A 16,456-nucleotide genomic window follows, 5' to 3' on the forward strand; every position below is an offset into this window, starting at 1 on the left:
TCCATCTTTGGCCACCAGATGCGCTTCAACCTGGCCGAGGGGTTCCCCATGGTCACCACCAAGCGTGTGCACCTGAAATCCGTGGTGGGGGAGCTCCTGTGGTTCCTGCGCGGCGAGTCTAACGTGGCGTGGCTCCAGGAGAACGGCATCCGCATCTGGAACGAATGGGCGGACGAGGACGGCGAACTAGGCCCGGTCTACGGCGTGCAATGGCGCAGCTGGCCCACCCCGGACGGCGAGCACATCGACCAAATCGCCCAGGTTATTGAGACCCTGAAGACCAACCCCGACTCCCGCCGGATCATCGTCTCCGCGTGGAATGTGTCCGAGTTAGACAAGATGGCGCTCATGCCGTGCCACGCGTTCTTCCAGTTCTACGTGGCCGACGGCAAACTCTCGTGCCAGCTCTACCAGCGTTCCGCAGACCTGTTCCTGGGCGTCCCATTCAACATTGCTTCCTACGCGCTGCTGACCCACATGGTTGCGCAGCAGTGCGACCTCGAGGTGGGCGACCTCATCTGGACCGGCGGGGACTGCCACATCTACAACGACCACACCGAGCAGGTTACTGAGCAACTCTCCCGCGAGCCCTACCCGTTCCCAACCCTGACACTCCGCAAGGCAGCGGACATCTTCTCGTACACGTTCGAGGACATCGAACTCGAGGACTACCAGCACCACCCAGCGATCAAGGCCAAGGTGTCCGTGTGAGCTGGGAAGGTACCGAAGTAGCGCTCATCTGGGCGCAGACCCCGACCGGCGTCATTGGCGTGCGCGGCGAGATCCCCTGGCACGTGCCGGAGGACTTTGCGCATTTCAAGGCGCAGACCCTGGGCGCCCCGGTTGTGATGGGGCGGGCCACGTGGGACTCGCTCCCGGAGCGCAGCCGGCCGCTGCCCGGCCGCCGAAACATCGTGGTCACCCGCAACGCAGACGCCGTCTTTGACGGCGCCGAGCGCGCCGCCTCGCTCGAGGAGGCGCTCACCCTTGCCACCTTAGAGGCCCCCGAGCGCGTCTGGGTGATCGGCGGCGGCCAGATTTATGCGCAGGCTCTCGAGTGGGCGGACCGGCTCGAGGTCACGCTCGTGGACGCCCCTGTTGTGGACGGTGACGCTTACGCGCCACAGATTACCGACGATTGGGTGGGCTCCCAGCCCGACGGTGAACCAGTCTGGCTCGAGTCGCGCACAGGCCTGCGGTACGCATTCACCCGCTATACCCGGCGCTGAGCAGCCCGGACCTCGCGCGCCCACCTGAGTGGGAGGGTGCGCTGGGACGGGACCAATATCGTCGAAAATCAGTTCCTGCGGGGACACGCCGAGATGGTGCCGAGTCACCACACCCGGTAAAACTTAAGAAATGGCGTCCCGCGTGGCGATATTGTTCGAGACAGGTGCAGTCGGATCGAACGGCACCGGTAGACTTGGACAATGCCCACGTCTTGGGCAGCAAAGCGGTAAGTTGAGGGACATGGCGATTACGTTTGAAGAGGGCCGACCATTCGGCACACTGCTCACAGCACTGGTGACTCCGTTCCACGAGGACGGGTCCATGGACATCGAATCAGCTGTGCAGCTAGCCAAACGACTCGTAGACGCAGGGAATGACGGCCTCGTGCTCAACGGCACCACAGGCGAGTCCCCAACCACCCACGCGCCAGAAAAAGCAGAGCTCGTAGCAGCGGTCGTGGAGGCCGTCGGTGACCGCGCAGTCGTGGTCGCAGGCGCGGGCTCCAACGACACCGAACACGCGGTGCGTATGGCCGAACAGGCGGCTGAGGCGGGTGCACACGGCCTTCTCGTGGTCACCCCGTACTACTCGCGCCCAAGCCAGCGCGGTATAGTCGCGCACACCCGCGCAATCGCGGACTCGACCGACCTCCCCGTCATGCTGTATGACATTCCGGGCCGCACCGGCGTGCGCATTTCCGCGCAGTCGTATGACGAACTTGCTGGTCACGACAAAGTTGTCGCGGTCAAGGACGCAACCGGAGACGTCGGAGCGGCGGCGGAACTGATCGCCAACACGGGGCTCGCCTGGTACTCCGGTGACGACGGCCTGTTCCTCCCATTCCTCTCAGTCGGCGCGGTCGGACTCGTGTCCGTGACCGCCCACCTCGCGGCAGCTGAGTTCAAGGCCGTCGCCCAAGCCTTTGACTCCGGTGCGAACGCGCTCGCGCGCGAACACGCGGCCGGGCTCATCCCACTCATCAATGCGATCATGGGAAGTGGAGCCGGGGCCGTACTGGTCAAGGCAGCTCTCGCAGAACTCGGACACATTGAATCAAGCGCGATGCGCCTCCCGCAGGTGCGCGCAGACCAAGCAGAAACCGCGGCAGTCCGCAGTGCGCTCCAAGCGCATGGACTCCTCTAGTGCAGCCGCGTCACGCACAACAAACTGCCCTTGGAGGCTAAGTGAGTCACCCCCAACCAGAACTCGAACTACCACCGGTTCTCGAACCGGGAGCATTACGTGTCGTAGCGCTCGGTGGTCTGGGTGAAATTGGGCGGAACATGGCGGTCCTCGAATACGAAGGCCGCCTCCTCATCATCGACTGCGGCGTTCTCTTCCCAGAGGACCACCAGCCAGGTGTTGACCTGATTCTGCCCGACTTTTCGTACATCGAAGACCGCATGGATCTCATCGATGCAATCGTCCTCACCCACGGGCACGAGGACCACATCGGAGGCGTTCCCTACCTCCTCAAGATGCGCCGGGACATCCCGGTTGTGGGCTCCAAGCTCACGCTCGCGTTCGTTGAGGCGAAACTCAAGGAACACCGCATCACGCCAGTGCTCAACCCGGTCCGTGAGGGCGACGTTGTAGCCTTCGGCGAGTTCTCCTGCGAGTTCGTTGCAGTCAACCACTCCATCCCGGACGCGCTCGCCGTGGCAGTGACCACTGGAGCGGGAACCATCCTGCACACCGGTGACTTCAAGATGGATCAGCTCCCACTCGACGGTCGCATCACCGACCTGCGCGCTTTTGCACGTCTCGGCGAGAAGGGCGTCGACCTGTTCATGGCCGACTCCACCAACGCAGAAGTACCGGGCTTTGTGACCCCCGAACGCGAGATCGGCCCAACCCTTGGCCGCGTCTTCGGCGACTCTGACGGTCGCATCGTCGTGGCCTCATTCGCATCCCACGTGCACCGCGTCCAGCAGGTTCTCGACGCCGCGCACGAGCACGGCCGAAAGGTCGCCTTTGTGGGACGCTCTATGGTCCGCAACATGGGAATCGCAGCGGATCTGGGCTACCTCAAGGTGCCACCAGGGGTAGTGGCGGAACTCCGCGACATGAACTCGCTGCCGGACAACCAGGTAGTGCTCATGTGTACAGGTTCCCAGGGCGAGCCAATGGCAGCGCTGTCACGTATTGCAAACCAGTCGCACCAGATTTCCGTGGGCCACGGCGACACCGTTGTGCTCGCTTCCTCCCTCATCCCAGGCAATGAGAACGCTGTGTTCCGCGTGATCAACGGCCTCATGCGCCTCGGTGCCAAGGTCGTCCACTCGGGCAACGCCAAGGTGCACGTCTCGGGTCACGCATCCGAGGGTGAGCTCACCTACTGCTACAACATCCTGCGCCCGAAGAATGTCATGCCTGTTCACGGCGAGGTTCGCCACCTGATCGCGAACGGCGCCATCGCTGTGCGTACAGGAGTCCCAGCCCAGAACGTCATCCTCGCAGAAGACGGAGTGGTTGTGGACCTCATTGACGGTCAGGCTCGGATCGTCGGAGCTGTTCCATGCGGCTACGTCTACGTGGACGGCTCGAGCGTGGGAACGGTCACCGAGGCCGAGCTCAAGGACCGCCGGATCCTGTCCGAGGAAGGGTTCGTCTCGCTGTTCGCAGTCGTAGACTCCTCCACCGGAAAGGTCATCGCTGGCCCGCAGATCATGGCCCGAGGCTTTGCCGAGGACGACGTCGTGTTTGAGTCGATCAAGCCTTCCGTCACCGCGGCTCTTGAAGAGGCCGCGATGAACGGAAACGTCGATGCACACCAGCTACAGCAGGTCATGCGCCGCACCGTTGGACGCTGGCTCTCCAGCCGCCTGCGCAGGAAGCCAATGATTCTCCCTGTAGTTGTGATCGCGTAGCCCCGCTAAGTGGCACTAAGTGGGCTCACGTGAGGTGAGCCGCTCGTTGGGGCGCAAAGCGTTCACCGGCCCATCACGCGCAAAGGCCGGACTCGCACGATCGTGCGAGTCCGGCCTTTGCGCGTGATGGGCCGCTTTGTTTGATCAGGTTTGATCGGGCGTTTTCGTTTTATCGGGTATCTGGGCGTGGCAGTGCCTGTTGCTAGGGCCGCGCCCGTCTCAACCTGCGCGGCGGATGGTGGCACAGGTGGGCGAGCTATCCGCGCTTGATGACTTCGACCTCCACCTTGGACGGCTCTATGTCAGCCAGTTCGGGAGCCTCGTTGCCTACCACGCCCTTGACCTCGGCGTACCGACGCGCGATCTCTGTGGCGGAGAGTGACCCGGATCCTCGCTTTTCGTGGGCGAGTTGGGACAAGTCCAGAACAGCGTGCCCTTCCTTACGATCAACTGTGGTGGCGCGCCACGAGACACCAGTGACGCGCGCGGGGGAAGTGGGGCTGGCCTCCACATCGATGAAGTACATGAGGCCGTTTGAAGTCGCCGCAACGCAGCACTCGACGTCCTGGTTGGACAGGAAGTTGCCCAGGCCGTATGCAGCCCACATTCCGTTGCCATCCACACCGCCCTTGAGCTGCGTGATGGGCTGCGGCACGTGCGCATGGTGGCCAATTGTTGCGTCAATCTCGCCGGAGTCAGCCAGTTCCTGGGCGTACTGAACCTGCTGCGCTGTAGGGGTTGCTTCATACTCGGTGCCGTCGTGGATGGATACAAGGACGATGTCCGCGCCGGCTTTGCGGGCCTTCTTGGCGGTTTCGATGACCTGCGCGGCTGACGAGCGGTCGACCTCCCAGGCCTCTACGTGGCGGGGCCCGCCCGCGCCAGCGTTCATGAGTTTGGTGACGGAAATGTGGGCAACTTGGACGCTCATACCGTGTGCGCTGACCTCATAGATCTGCGGAGTGGCGTTCTGGGCATTGCGAGCCGTGCCCACATGCCCGAGACCCTGGGCGTCAAACTCGTCAAGGGTAACGAGGATTCCGTTAGCGCCCATGTCGTCCGAGTGGTTTGACGCGGTGGAGCAGCCATCCCATCCGGCGCGCTTCAGACTGGCTACAAGGGGGCGAGGAGCAGCGAAGATTGGGTACGACTTGGGCGGTGCACCAACGGCCGCAATCGGTACCTCCATGTGACACAGTGCGAGACCCGCGTGTGTGAGGAGAGGCTGTACGTTCTCCATGAGCGGCGTGAAGTCGAATCCGTTGGAGGTTCGAGCGGACTCGTTGACGGGGCCGTGGGGGAGTACGTCCCCTGCTGCGACGACCGAAAACCTCACGGACCTGTCCATCGACGGGTATGGGAATGGCTCGGGGGCGCTTCCATCCGGCTGGGTTCGGGGAGTGCGCGAGCCGGGAGTCAAGGACCGATCTGCCGAGGACTGCACGGGCGACTCGGTCATCTGTGCAAAAGCCAAGGGGGTCAACAGCGTCAGCGCGCACACTGCTCCTGCGAGGGCCTGCCAAAGGGCCTTCTTCTGCGGTGAGTAGCGGGCGTGAGCCGGAGTGCTTCGTAATTCGCGCAACTGATTATCTCTGTGTCTCATTGTGTTGGGGCACGTACCGGGCGCTTGCCCCGAAAGTTGACGTGATCTAGTTCCTATTCAGGTATCTTAGGCGGCAAATCCCCGAGATTCCGCATCTCGCCAGATAGATTTGGAGCCATGGCTTCCCGTACAAACCCCTCGAAGTCCAACTCGTCGCAGGGTCAAGGCCGTGGTTCGTCGAGTAGGTCAACGCGGACGCAGGCTCCACGCAAGGCTGCAGCACCCGCCGCCCGGTCTCAGCGCGCCCCCGCAGGCAGCGCCACGATGACCAGTGAGCAGCAGGAGCGCAGGCGCGAGCATTGGCTCGATGCGTTCGGATTTGTGCTCATTGCGCTAGCGATTACCAGTGCAGTGCCTGAATGGTTCCGCCTGGACACTCCCATCGCGCACTGGGTCCACGTGGCTGCAAGCGCAATCGTGGGGAAGCTCTCCGTACTCGTTCCGATCGCGCTGTTTATCTGGGGTGTGCGTGTTTTACGCCGGCGCCACCGCGTAGACCGCACCCACCGCATGACTATCGGAGTGGCCTCTGTTTTCCTCGCGCTCACGGGAATCACGCACGCTGTGACGGACTATCCGTCGCTGAGCGACGGCTTCGAGCAGGTGCGCAACTCCGGTGGCCTCGCGGGGTTCGCGCTCGGGTACCCACTCGCCGCGGGACTTGCGCCCTTTGCGGCTGTTCTGATTCTCCTGCTACTTGCGTTCTTTGGGGTGCTGGTCATTACCCGCACACCGATCTCAGCGATCCCGCAGAAATTCGCGACGTTCCGCACCGCAGTGTTTGGGGAGTCCCCGGCGCTTAACGCGGCTCCAGCCACTGGAGAGGTCCCGGCTACGAGCGGTGGTCTTGAACTTGCCCCGGGTGTTTCCTCGCACGACCTCGCTGTCCAGGCACAGGCCAAGGGTCCTAAGAAGCGGTTTTCGCTGTTTGGTCGCATGAAGAAGCGTGGAGAAGCCGAGGAAGACCGGCGCCTGGCCAAGTACGACGGGGATGAGGCGTTTGCGCGTGCGTTTGACGCTGAGAACGACCCCGCCGACGACTCAACCAGGGTTGTCTCGACAAAGGACACGGGCAAGAAGTGGCCGCCCGTTGATGGCGCCTCCGGCACGACGCGCAAGCGTTCCTCGGCGCTGGCTGCTGCATACGGGAATGACCCTGACTCGGAAGCCACCCAGGTCATCTCTCCCTCTGCTCGATCCGCTGCGTCTCCGTCGTCGTCAGCATCCCTGCGCTCGGCTGCCGTCGATGCCGCATCGAACGCCGGGTCGAACTCTGGCGCAGCCAAGCCTGCAGCCAGGGCAAACCCCGTTCCGCCGCCTCCGACTCCGGCGGCCAGCAAGCCTCCGGTAGAACTTGAGGCGCCGCCCACCCGGCCAGTGCCTCGCGGTGAGCAGCCGATGCTTGAGGGCGACATCGTATATGTCCTCCCGGACGAGGAACTCCTCGTCCACGGTGCCCCGCACAAGACCCGCTCCGAGGCGAATGACCGGGTTGTCGACGCTCTCACGGAGGTCTTTGAGCAGTTCAACGTGGACGCCGCTGTCACAGGCTTCACGCGCGGCCCAACGGTCACCCGCTACGAGGTCGAGGTTGGACCTGGCATGAAGGTCGAGCGTGTGACGGCTCTGTCCAAGAACATCTCCTACGCGGTCGCTTCCGCAGACGTTCGCATCCTTTCGCCTATTCCAGGGAAGTCAGCGATCGGTATCGAGATTCCGAACGCAGACCGTGAGACCGTGGTCCTGGGTGACGTCCTGCGCTCCGCGGTTGCTCGGAAGTCCGACCACCCGATGATCATGGGCGTGGGCAAGGACGTCGAGGGCGGCTACGTCATGGCCAACCTCGCCAAGATGCCGCACATCCTGGTTGCCGGTGCGACCGGTGCCGGTAAGTCGAGCTTTGTGAACTCGATGATCACCTCGATCCTCATGCGCTCCACTCCCGAGCAGGTCCGCATGATCTTGGTTGACCCCAAGCGTGTTGAGCTGACGATCTACGAGGGCATCCCACACCTCATCACCCCGATCATCACGAACCCCAAGAAGGCTGCCGAGGCGCTCGAATGGGTAGTGCGTGAGATGGATGCGCGCTATGACGACCTCGCGATGTTCGGGTACAAGCACATCGACGACTTCAACGCGGCGGTGCGCTCCGGCAAGGTGAAGCCGCTTCCGGGCTCTGAGCGGAAGATTGCTCCGTACCCGTACCTGCTGGTCGTGGTCGACGAGCTGGCAGACCTCATGATGGTTGCGCCGCGTGACGTTGAAGCCTCGATCCAGCGCATCACGCAGCTGGCGCGTGCAGCCGGAATCCACCTCGTACTCGCCACCCAGCGTCCGTCCGTGGACGTGGTGACGGGTCTGATCAAGGCGAACGTTCCTTCACGCCTTGCATTTGCAACCTCTTCGCTCGCCGACTCCCGAGTGGTCCTGGACCAGCCTGGTGCGGAGAAACTCATCGGCCAGGGCGACGCGCTCTTCTTGCCTATGGGTGCGTCCAAGCCCATGCGTGTCCAGGGTGCCTGGGTCAATGAGTCGGAGATCCACGCCGTGGTAGAGCATGTCAAGACCCAACTCAAGCCGGTCTACCGCCAGGACGTGACCCAGGTAGCCGCAAAGAAGGTCATCGACGACGACATCGGCGACGACCTCGATGTGCTGCTCCAAGCCGCGGAACTGGTCATCACCTCGCAGTTCGGTTCGACCTCAATGCTTCAGCGCAAGCTGCGCGTCGGGTTTGCCAAGGCGGGCCGCCTCATGGACCTCCTCGAGTCGCGAGAGATTGTTGGTCCCTCGGAAGGATCGAAGGCCCGCGAGGTGCTTGTGCAGCCTGACGACCTTCCGTCCGCGCTCGCGTTGCTCCGTGGGGAGACCCCACCAGAACCGGAACCACGCGCTCCGGAGTTGGGCGGCGTGGACTACAGTGAAGGAATCGAGGGCCACATGCCCGAGGTTGCCACTGACTACTACGACAACGCGGACACGGAAGATGACGGCTGGAACGGCCCCATCCGATAAAGTTGCACGGAGTTTTTCCGCGCAATCGCGTCCGTACCTGCTACTACGCCATAAGAGGTGAAATCGCCGTGAGCGAGTCCGAAAACGGGCAACCCAAGGTTTCAAACTGGAACATTGCAAATATCCTGACGATCCTGCGCATCGCAATGGTGCCTGTCTTCGTGTGGGCGCTGTTCCAGGAGTCGGGTGAATCTGTTGGCTGGCGTTGGGCTGCGGTCGGAATCTTCGCGCTCGCGTCCCTCACGGACAAGGTTGACGGCCACTTGGCGCGTTCGCGCGGCCTCATCACCGACCTGGGTAAGATCCTCGATCCAATCGCGGACAAGTTCCTGACCGGTGCGGCTCTGATCTCCCTCTCGATCCTGGGCGACGTGTGGTGGTGGGTGACGATCGTGATCCTGGGTCGCGAGCTCATCATCACCGCGATGCGCTTTGTGGTCATCAAGTACGCCGTCCTTCCAGCGTCCCGTGGCGGCAAACTGAAGACCGTCCTGCAGATGCTCGCGATCGGCGCGTTCCTGCTGCCGTTGTTTGCGCTGCCTCCGTTCTTCCACGTCATTGCCGTGATCCTTATGGCGCTCGCGCTTATCGTCACGGTGGTCTCGGGAATCGACTACCTGTTCACCGGGTATCGTGTGTTCACTGAGGGCCGCCGGAACCAAAAGTGACCCTCCGTTGGCTCGACCACGACGAACTGGCCAGGCGACTGGCCGGTGACGGTGGTGCGAACGCGAGCAAAATCGTCGAGAATCTGACTGCGCAGGGACTGAGCCTAGCAGTGAGTGAGTCACTGACGGGCGGGCTGCTCTCCGACGCGATTGTGCAGGTCCCGGGCGCGTCCGCCACGTATCGCGGTGCGATTGTGGCCTATGCGACCACCATGAAGTCGGCTCTGCTGGGTGTTCCGGATGAGCTGCTCGCGGAGCGAGGAGCGGTGGACCCGGACGTCGCGGACGCCATGGCCCGCGGCACCCGCCGCGCCTTTGCCGCGGACGTCGCGCTCGCAACCACCGGGGTGGCCGGCCCGGCCGAGCAGGACGGGCAGCCTGTGGGCAGAGTGTTCATCGGGCTTGCTGCGATAAACTCCGCGGTGTGGGGGATGACCTTTGACTCCGGGTTACTTGCCCCGCACCAAGAGCGCGGGCACAGTGAGCGGGCGGCGATCCGCCGCTGCACAGTGCTCGTCGCACTGTCACTGCTTCTCGACGATCTTGGTTCCGTTTCGAACTGAACTCGCGTAGGTTCGGTGCACGTTTCACTGGGCGGTGGACAGGCGATGTCGGGTAAGGCCTGTGACTAGTAACATACTTGAGTCGGGTTGGCTCAAGGAACAAATCTGGGTGCGCCGGCGTTGATCACATCAGAACGTGGAAATGGTTGGCGCTAACCAGAAAACGGGTGGCACCAAAGCAAGGTGAAATGAGACAATAACACCTCGTTCAGACTACGTTCAGCGTGACTTGGTAAAGTCAACGTGACAAGATAACGGCAAGAGAGCTTAAGCGAGCATTCAATAGCGTGTTTGGCAAGGGCCAAACGTCGCGATGTTCGAGGTAGCTGCGACACGAGAGGAGGTGGCCAGATGGTAGTACTACGACGAGAAATCGGCGATGTGCTACGTACGGCACGCCAGCGACAGGGACGCACACTCCGCGAGGTGTCTTCGGCAGCCCGTGTATCGCTCGGTTACCTGAGTGAGGTTGAGCGCGGTCAGAAGGAAGCATCCTCGGAGCTTCTGGGTTCGATCTGCGACGCCCTAGACACACCGCTGTCCGTCATTCTGCGGGAAGTGAGCGACCGTATCGCCATTGCTGAAGGTCTGTCGATTCCTGACACGATCCCAGCCGAAATGGTTTCGTACGAGAGGGTTCCAGCAACTCTATAGAGTCCGCCAGGAACGAGACACCACGTCGCTAAGGGGTGGTCGACCGATTGGTCGACCACCCCTTAGTTGTGCCTGAGCGCCGCTACTTTTCTTGGCAGCGTGGGCAGTAGAATGCTGGACGTTCCTTGAGCGGAGGGCCAACCTGTGCGACCTTCATGAGTGTGCCGCAGGCATGGCAGGGTTCTCCGACTCTGCCGTGAGCGTGATGTCTGCGCCCGCGTGGATAGTCGGTCACCGAGCGAATCATGTTCTGCCGTGTGGACGCCAGAAGCCGCGGGATATCGACCTCCCCGATAGGCCGCCAAGGGGAGACCTTCATGGCAAAGAGGCCCTCGGCGAGGTAAATCGTGCCCATCCCAGAGACCAGCGTCTGATCGAGCATCGACTCACCGATGGGGCGAGACTGGTCCTCTGCCTCGTACCGAGCGATACCCAATCGCCACCAGTCATCGCTGAGTTCCGGAGGGTTCCCGCCAAGCCCACCTGACGCCCGCCTAGGGGCGATCCGAAGTGTCGGGTCGAGTCGTGCACGCGAGAGAAACGGGGTGGGGACGAACCTGTCGGAGAGGATGTCTGGTCCCATGTGTGCGAGGAGGTCTTCTTCCTTGGCGGTGGGCAGGACGTCAAGCATTCCGAGCCAGTAGCCGAGGCACGCGGTCGTCTCCGTGGCTAGCTGCGCACGCACATGAGGCGAAGGCCGCCTCGCTTCCCGGGACTGGGCCGGAACGATTGACCAAACGCCCTCCATGCGCAGGTGCGTGCGCACGGATGTCCCGTTGTCTAGCCGGAAGAACATGTGCTTGGCGTAGGCATCTACCTCGATCACGCGGCGACCCACGATTCCCTGTGCGGGGGCCGAGGGCCAGTTGAGATCTCCGCGAACGAGCGTGTTCCCGGCGAGCACGCGATGGAGGTTGTTCGCGGCTGCGAGTACGGTGTCGCCTTCAGGCACGTCGCCCCCTCGTTGGGTTCGACGACGCATATCGCGCGGTCGGATTGGCCTGGTACCGCACACCCGACGGCGTGACAGTGAAGCCCGCGGCCTTGAGCGCATCGAGCGGTTCGGTTCCACTCGTCGCGCGAACGTAGCTGAGGGCCTCCACGCCATCGATCTTGGATACGGCAACCTTGGCTAGGCCGCCCCGGTCAATCGACTCGACGAGTGCGATTGCCGCACACTTGAGGCGCTCGATATTAGTGGTGAAGGTCAAGAGCGACTTGCCGCCCTTCTCCACGTACATGGCGAGCTCTCCGTTGACGAGCACGACGTTCGCCCCAGCCTTACGACCCGGGCGGTGGGTGGCAGTGTCCGCGGTGGAATCGGGCCAGTCCACAAAGGCGCCGTACGGATTGGCGGGGTCCATCGCTGACAAGACCTTTGCAGAGTACGACTTGCGGTCGTTCGCCGCAGCTACCTCGGCCTCGACTTTACGGAGCATGTCCACGGCACCCTCAGTGGCAAACTGAGAACCGCCGAGCTTCTCCACAAAGTAGCCGCGGCGCACCCTCCCGAGCGACTCGGCGGTGGAGAGCACCCGGTAGACCTGGGCAAATGGCTGCTCCAGTTCCTCAATTGTGGCGACCGATCGGGTGACCACACCGTAGCGATCAAGCAGAACGGTTGCGCTGGCATGGAGCCTGCGGGTTGGATCGGTGTCCCGTGGGACGATAGCCGACCATCTCCCAGCTGCGGTTGCTTCCCCAAACGCACCTGAGTTGATTGGCCGCGCAGTGCCAAACCGCGAGCGGCTCGCGCGGGGCCGGGTCGGTGTACGCGAGGACGGAGCGGACCCGCTCTTACCCAAGAGCGAACGCAGTGGTGTGAAACTGTCATTCGTGGCATAACCAGCCCACACCAAATCCCAAAGGGCCTTCTCCACGAGGGTAACGGGAAGGTCCATGATCGCCGAGAGCTGGGTAGAGAAGAAGGCCCCCTGCTCGCTCAGGAGCGCGTACAAGTCAGCATGCACCGCGGAACCGCCCAACTCCTCATGATCGGCGAACGCTTCAACGGTTGGGATTGTCAGCTCGGCTCCATCTGCGAGGTGGAGAGACACGATTGCATCCTTGCCTCCCCGCGGGCCGGGCGCCAACCGGTGGCCAAACCACGTGACCTGGCCGCTTGTGGTGAGCTCGTCAAGCATGGCAGGGCGGTATCCCCGAACGCGCTGCGGCAGAATCTGGGACTCAAGAGCCGAGAGCGGAAGCGGCACCCCGGTCAGTTGCTCAATGGCCTGGTAGAGACCGTCCGTGCCCCGCAGCTCGCCGCAGTGCTGCCACTGCGGAAGGAAACTGCCAAGGGTGGAGGGGGAGACTGGCTCGACCTCGGCGCGTAACGCGGCGAGCGAGCGGCGGCGCAGCATACGCATGACGTCGGCGTCACAATACTCCTCGCCCGTTCCACCTAGGTCCTGCGGCAAGAGCCTGCCCGTGACCAGGTTTCCGTTTGCCGTGTGTCGGCGCAAGGTCTCGCGGATGACCGCGACTCCCAAGCCAAACCTTCGCGCGAGCTGCTCAGCTGTGAAGGGGCCGTGGGAGCGCGCGTGCCTGCGGACGAGGTCGCCGAGGGGGTCCGGAAGGATTGTCGTGAAAGCTTCCGGGACGCCGATCGGCAGTGCAACGCCAAGCGCGTCTCGCAGTCGCCCGGCATCCTCGATCGCGGCCCACTGCCAGGATTGCCCGTCCGGGACCCCGGCGAGCTTGACTCGAATGATCCGCTTGGAGTCCTCAAGGTGCTTGAGGAAGCGAGCCGCCACCTCACCGGAGGACTCGCTGGAAGCGAGTGGATCGTCGGAAATCTGGGGCGCGATGCGCTCCACAATCTCGTCCTGCGTAGCAGGACCCCAACGCAACAAGAACTCCCAGAGGAACTCGGCGGATCGGATCGCCCGCTCGGGAGTCAGGTACTCGAGTTCGAGACACGTGGTGCGCACGGCCTCCGGATCGAGGAGATCGGCGAGGTCGCCGCCACCCTGCGCGCCAAGGAGCTCCGCTAGGAGTGTCGGATCGAGCGTGAGGGCCGCCGCCCTGCGCTCTGCCAGCGGGGCGTCGCCGTCATAAATGAACTGCGCCGTGTACCCAAACAGGAGTGTCTGCGCGAAGGGGGAAGGAGTGGGGGTTGACACTTCAACCACTCGGATTGCGCCCCCGTCCACGTCCTTCATGAGCTGCGTCAGGGCGGGCACGTCAAAGTCATCTTGGAGGCACTCGCGCACCGCCTCCAAGACAATGGGGAAGTCAGGGAAGTTGGCTGCCACGCTCAGTAATTGGGCGGAGCGCTGACGCTGCTGCCACAGGGGCTGGCGCTTGTCTGGCCTGGCTCTCGGAAGGAGCAGGGCGCGGGCCGCAGCCTCGCGGAACCTCGCTCCAAACAGGGAGGAATCGCTGACCTGCTCTCGAACGAGGGTAGCTACTTCTTCCGGCTCAAGGAACAGATCCGCGGCGGTGACCGCCTCGCGAGGCTGGGCTGATGCATCCGGGTCGAGGTCCGCGAATGGATCGGCAAAGTCGAGTGGATCGTCGAGGTTGGGGATGCGCAGCACGATGCCGTCGTCGGAGTGCATGGCGGACGCGTCGATGCCATACTTCTGGCGAATGCGATCGCCGATGACGAGCGCCCATGGGCCGTGGACCCGGGAGCCGAGGGGAGAATGGATGACTACGCGCCAGTCACCGAGCTCATCGCGGAACCGCTCAATGACGATCGTTGCGTCCGAGGGCAAGACGCCCGTTGCGGCTTCCTGCTCGTCGAGGTACGCAGCCAGATTTGCGCGCGAGTTGGCATCCAGGCCAAGCCATGTGGCGTCCGTGTCACGTGAATGAGCGGTCGTCCTAATCCAACGCCCAATTGCCTCACCCAGTTCGACGGGTCGGCCCAGGGAATCGCCCTTCCAAAACGGGAGTCTGCCCGGCACGCCCGGAGCCGGAGTGACCAGAACCCTATCCGGCGTAATCTGTTCAATGCGCCAGGTTGAGGAGCCCAGGGTGAAGACGTCGCCCACGCGGGACTCGTACACCATCTCCTCGTCGAGCTCGCCCACCCGCTTTCCGCCCTTGAGGCGGATGTTCTTGGCGCCACCCGTGATCTTGGGGTCCACTGCGGCTGCGTCCTCGGGGGAGTCCGCCGCGAAGCTCGTGGGCGTGGCGTCGTCCGCGAGGAAGACCCCGTACAGTCCGCGATCAGGAATGGTGCCACCCGAGGTGGTCGCAAGCCTGAGTGCGCCAGGGCGCGCCGAGAGGGTGTTTCCCACGCGGTCCCAGATAATGCGTGCCCGCAGCTCACCGAAGTCCTCCGATGGATACCTGCCGGAGAGCATGTCAAGGACTGCGGTGAGAGAGCCTTCGCCGAGTCCGGAGAATGGCGCGGCTCTTCGAACAAGCGCAGCAAGATCCTCGAGCTGCCAATCGTCCACGGCGAGCATAGCGACGATTTGCTGGGCCAAGACATCGAGCGGATTGTGCACGCGGTGGAAGGTTTCGATCCGACCTTCTCGCATTCGCTGCGCGATGACCGCTGTGGCGGGGAGCTCGCCGCGGTGCAGTGGGAAGATTCGGCCATGAGACACGGCGCCAACCTGGTGACCGGCGCGGCCCACGCGCTGGAGCCCTGACGAGACGGAGGGAGGCGGGCCAACTTGGACGACCAGATCGATCGCGCCCATGTCGATGCCAAGTTCGAGTGAAGATGTCGAAACTACCGCGGGGAGCACGCCGTTCTTGAGGTCAGTCTCCGTGCGTGTGCGCTCCGCGCGGCTCATTGAGCCATGGTGTGCGCGCGCAATGACGGGCTCGATCCCGGCGGAGGCGCCCGATTGCGCCTGGATAGCAGCTGCGTGTCGTTCACCCTGAGGAATGACGTCCTCGCCTTGGCGCTCGGCCCAGATCTCGTTCATGCGGGCGGTCAGGCGCTCGGCGCCGCGCCGTGCGTTAGTGAAGACCAGAGTTGACGTGTGGTCGGCCACGAGGTCGACGATCTCTTCCTCTACGTGTGGCCATATGGAGGAGCGCCGGGCGCGATCGGCTTGGGATGCGTCGCGTTTTTCGGTGAAGTTCTCGGGGAGCGAGTTGTTTCCTAGATCACTCATGTCCTCAATGGGGACCACGACGTTGATGTCAAACGTCTTCTCAATGCGGGGCTTGACCACGGAAACGCTGCGTCCGCCTTGGTCAAGCGGACGCCCGCCAGCGAGATACTCGGATACGGCGGAGACAGGTTCTACGGTGGCGGAGAGCCCGATGCGACGCGCGGGGGCATCAAGCAGCTCGTCCAGGCGCTCGAGGGACAGTGCGAGGTGTGCGCCGCGCTTGGTCCCTGCTACGTAGTGGATCTCGTCAATGATGACCGTCTCAATACCCGCGAGGCCGGCACGTGCCCCCGAAGTGAGCATGAGGAAGAGCGATTCCGGGGTCGTGATCAAGATGTCCGGGGGAGTCTTAGCAAACTTCCGGCGCTCATTGGCTGGAGTGTCCCCGGTTCTGGTTCCCACAACGACTTCGCGGGGTGTCTCGCCTAAGCGGAATGCGGCCTGCTCGATTCCACGCAGCGGGGAACGGAGGTTGCGTTCCACGTCAGCGGCCAGCGCCTTGAGCGGTGAGATGTAGAGAATCTTGCAGCGCTTGGTGGGGTTCTCCGGATCGATCTCGGACTGGAAGATCCTGTCCAGAGCCCACAGGAATGCGGCGAGGGTCTTTCCGGAACCCGTGGGTGCGACGATGACTGCGTGGTTGTTCTGATCGATTGCACGCCACGCACCAGCCTGTGCTGCGGTGGGCTGCTCAAAGGCGCCAGCAAACCACGCTCTGGTTGGCTCCGAGAACAGCTCGAGAACACTGGAATGGTCTGTGCCGGCT

11 protein-coding genes are annotated in these 16,456 nt (G+C 63.2%); 8 read left to right on the top strand and 3 right to left on the bottom strand.

Annotated elements, in window-relative coordinates:
* The 4 genes from HGSM_RS13820 to HGSM_RS10130 form a co-directional block, all read left to right on the top strand.
* Window positions 1-711, top strand: a 711-nt coding sequence (locus HGSM_RS13820; protein WP_019148640.1) for a thymidylate synthase, incomplete at its 5' end; no start/stop codon positions are given.
* The gene (locus HGSM_RS10120) at window positions 708-1,229 is read left to right on the top strand and encodes a dihydrofolate reductase (RefSeq protein WP_019148641.1); all 522 of its coding nucleotides are present in this window, start codon (window positions 708-710) and stop codon (window positions 1,227-1,229) included. The genes HGSM_RS13820 and HGSM_RS10120, both read left to right, overlap by 4 nt.
* Before the next feature lie 241 nt (window positions 1,230-1,470).
* Complete coding sequence (dapA, locus tag HGSM_RS10125) at window positions 1,471-2,373, top strand: 4-hydroxy-tetrahydrodipicolinate synthase (RefSeq protein ID WP_019148642.1); 903 nt, start codon at window positions 1,471-1,473, stop codon at window positions 2,371-2,373.
* Between the two features lie 41 nt (window positions 2,374-2,414).
* On the top strand, window positions 2,415-4,100 hold the full coding sequence (locus tag HGSM_RS10130; protein WP_040594939.1) for a ribonuclease J: 1,686 nt from the start codon (window positions 2,415-2,417) through the stop codon (window positions 4,098-4,100).
* 256 nt (window positions 4,101-4,356) lie between these two features.
* Here the strand turns inward: HGSM_RS10130 and HGSM_RS10135 are convergent, their stop codons facing one another.
* A complete protein-coding gene (locus tag HGSM_RS10135) occupies window positions 4,357-5,436 on the bottom strand; it encodes a CapA family protein (RefSeq protein ID WP_230197532.1) in 1,080 nt (359 codons plus the stop codon).
* 384 nt (window positions 5,437-5,820) lie between these two features.
* Here HGSM_RS10135 and HGSM_RS10140 point away from each other — a divergent pair, with 384 nt between their 5' ends.
* From HGSM_RS10140 to HGSM_RS10155, 4 genes are all read left to right on the top strand, one after another.
* On the top strand, window positions 5,821-8,721 hold the full coding sequence (locus tag HGSM_RS10140) for a DNA translocase FtsK (RefSeq protein ID WP_019148645.1): 2,901 nt from the start codon (window positions 5,821-5,823) through the stop codon (window positions 8,719-8,721).
* 68 nt (window positions 8,722-8,789) lie between these two features.
* A complete protein-coding gene (gene pgsA / locus HGSM_RS10145) occupies window positions 8,790-9,389 on the top strand; it encodes a CDP-diacylglycerol--glycerol-3-phosphate 3-phosphatidyltransferase (RefSeq protein WP_019148646.1) in 600 nt (199 codons plus the stop codon).
* A complete protein-coding gene (locus HGSM_RS10150; protein WP_019148647.1) occupies window positions 9,386-9,952 on the top strand; it encodes a CinA family protein in 567 nt (188 codons plus the stop codon). The genes pgsA and HGSM_RS10150 overlap by 4 nt, the downstream gene beginning before the upstream one ends.
* A 351-nt stretch (window positions 9,953-10,303) precedes the next feature.
* Window positions 10,304-10,606 (top strand): helix-turn-helix domain-containing protein, encoded by a 303-nt coding sequence (locus tag HGSM_RS10155; protein WP_019148648.1) that lies wholly within the window; start codon window positions 10,304-10,306, stop codon window positions 10,604-10,606.
* An 82-nt stretch (window positions 10,607-10,688) separates the two neighbouring features.
* Here HGSM_RS10155 and HGSM_RS10160 read toward each other — a convergent pair whose 3' ends face one another.
* Both HGSM_RS10160 and HGSM_RS10165 read right to left on the bottom strand, forming a co-directional pair.
* On the bottom strand, window positions 10,689-11,558 hold the full coding sequence (locus tag HGSM_RS10160; RefSeq protein WP_019148649.1) for a DNA-formamidopyrimidine glycosylase family protein: 870 nt from the start codon (window positions 11,556-11,558) through the stop codon (window positions 10,689-10,691).
* Window positions 11,551-16,425, bottom strand: a complete 4,875-nt coding sequence (locus HGSM_RS10165; protein WP_051009837.1) for a DNA glycosylase AlkZ-like family protein — start codon at window positions 16,423-16,425, stop codon at window positions 11,551-11,553. Before HGSM_RS10165 ends, HGSM_RS10160 begins: the two co-directional genes overlap by 8 nt.
* Between the last annotated feature and the right edge of the window lie 31 nt (window positions 16,426-16,456).

The organism is Timonella senegalensis JC301, assembly GCF_000312125.1.
Taxonomy (GTDB): domain Bacteria; phylum Actinomycetota; class Actinomycetes; order Actinomycetales; family Cellulomonadaceae; genus Timonella; species Timonella senegalensis.